The sequence below is a fragment of the Serratia sp. LTN-2 genome (assembly GCF_059740205.1).
Genome location: NZ_JCAXDO010000082.1, coordinates 1 through 857, shown reverse-complemented (window position 1 = coordinate 857; position 857 = coordinate 1). Strand labels below are relative to the sequence as shown.

At 53.9% G+C, this 857-nt stretch carries 1 protein-coding gene; it reads right to left on the bottom strand.

Annotated features, from left to right (window positions below; all coding sequences use genetic code 11):
• On the bottom strand, positions 1-857 hold an 857-nt coding region (locus AC6BYQ_RS28450; RefSeq protein WP_498057924.1), incomplete at both ends, for an Ig-like domain-containing protein.

Sequence of the window (857 nt, the reverse complement as noted above, 5' to 3'; positions counted from 1 at the left end):
CCATTGTTCACTGCCGGATAGTCAACGCCATCCACATTGACAACTACAGTGGCTGTCGGATCGTTCACTGTACCAGTGAGTGCTGGTGTGCTGTCATTCGTCAACACGTCATCCAGCGCAACCACAGGTGCTGTGATGTCTGCTGAAACTGTGCCTGTACCTGGCAATGAAGTGTTGCCTGCAGGGTCAGTTGCTGTTGCAGTCACTGTATCGCCATCCACCAGGTTACCCGGGTTTGGTACTGACCAGCTACCATCTGTGCCTGCTACCACTGTTGCAGTGGTGCCATCAGGATAAGTCACAGTCACGGTTGAACCAGGCTCTGCCTGACCGCTCACTGGGTCTGTTGCATTGATCGGATCAAGCACCGGTGCATTTGGTGCAACCGTATCAATGGTCACCACTGCAGTATCGTTACCTACGTTACCTGCTGCATCTGTTGCAGTCACGGTAATGGTGTGTGGACCGTCTGCGAGTGTTGGAAGTGTATTGTCTGCAAGCGTCCAGGTGCCGTCGCCATTGTTCACTGCCGGATAGTCAACGCCATCCACATTGACAACTACAGTTGCTGTCGGGTCGTTCACTGTACCAGTGAGTGCTGGTGTGCTGTCATTCGTCAACACGTCATCCAGCGCAACCACAGGTGCTGTGATGTCTGCTGAAACTGTGCCTGTACCTGGCAATGAAGTGTTGCCTGCAGGGTCAGTCGCTGTTGCAGTCACTGTATCGCCATCCACCAGGTTACCTGGGTTTGGTACTGACCAGCTGCCATCTGTTCCAGCTACCACTGTTGCAGTGGTGCCATCAGGATAAGTCACAGTCACGGTTGAACCAGGCTCTGCCTGACCGCTCACTGG